The organism is Frankia sp. CeCAU1, from assembly GCF_977971845.1.
Genome location: NZ_CDWWXA010000194.1, coordinates 1696 through 2259, shown reverse-complemented (window position 1 = coordinate 2259; position 564 = coordinate 1696). Strand labels below are relative to the sequence as shown.

Here is a 564-nt window from a genome sequence, read left to right as displayed (position 1 = left end):
AGATCAACCGTGCCCACGCCGCCACCCGCGCCAGAGGCGAGCGCGGCTTCGCGATCCTGAAGAACTGGCACATCTTCGACCGCTTCCGCGGCTGTCCCCGCCGCGTCGGGTGTAAGTATTCGGTGATGGCGTGGAGTGGCTGGTTCCGCCGTGTGGCGGTGTCGTGGCTGTGGCGGGAGTCGGGCGGAGTGCCCGCGGGATGGCTGGTGGGGGGTTGTGGGCTCTTCGTGATCTGTCGGGTGTAGTTCCTGATATCGGGGATGCTGGTGATGTGTCCTGGGTGGTGTGTTTGTTCTGTCTGTCGCCGATGATGTCACTGAGGTGGCGTACTGGCGTGGGCGTGCCGAGCGGGCCGAGGAGTGTGCGGGGAAGGCTGAGGCCTGTGTCGGGCAGTTGCAGCTGCGGGTCGAGGAGTTGAGCGAGCAGGTCGCGGTGCTGTCCCGGATGCTGTTCGGTCGTTCCTCGGAGAGGACCGGTCCGTCGTCTGCTGCGGGTGAGAAACCTGAGGATCGGCAGGATTCGGGCGGTGGGGATGCCGGCCGGCCGGCGCGTAGACGCGGGCAG

Annotated in this window: 1 protein-coding gene and 1 pseudogene; both read left to right on the top strand. The window is 67.0% G+C overall.

The genetic code is table 11. The features are described 5' to 3' along the window. A pseudogene (locus AC08OO_RS21745) lies at window positions 1-104 on the top strand (IS5/IS1182 family transposase); the annotation flags it as partial. A 217-nt stretch (window positions 105-321) separates the two neighbouring features. Next, window positions 322-564: IS66 family transposase (locus AC08OO_RS21740; protein ID WP_476618988.1), on the top strand; the 243-nt coding region annotated here is incomplete at its 3' end.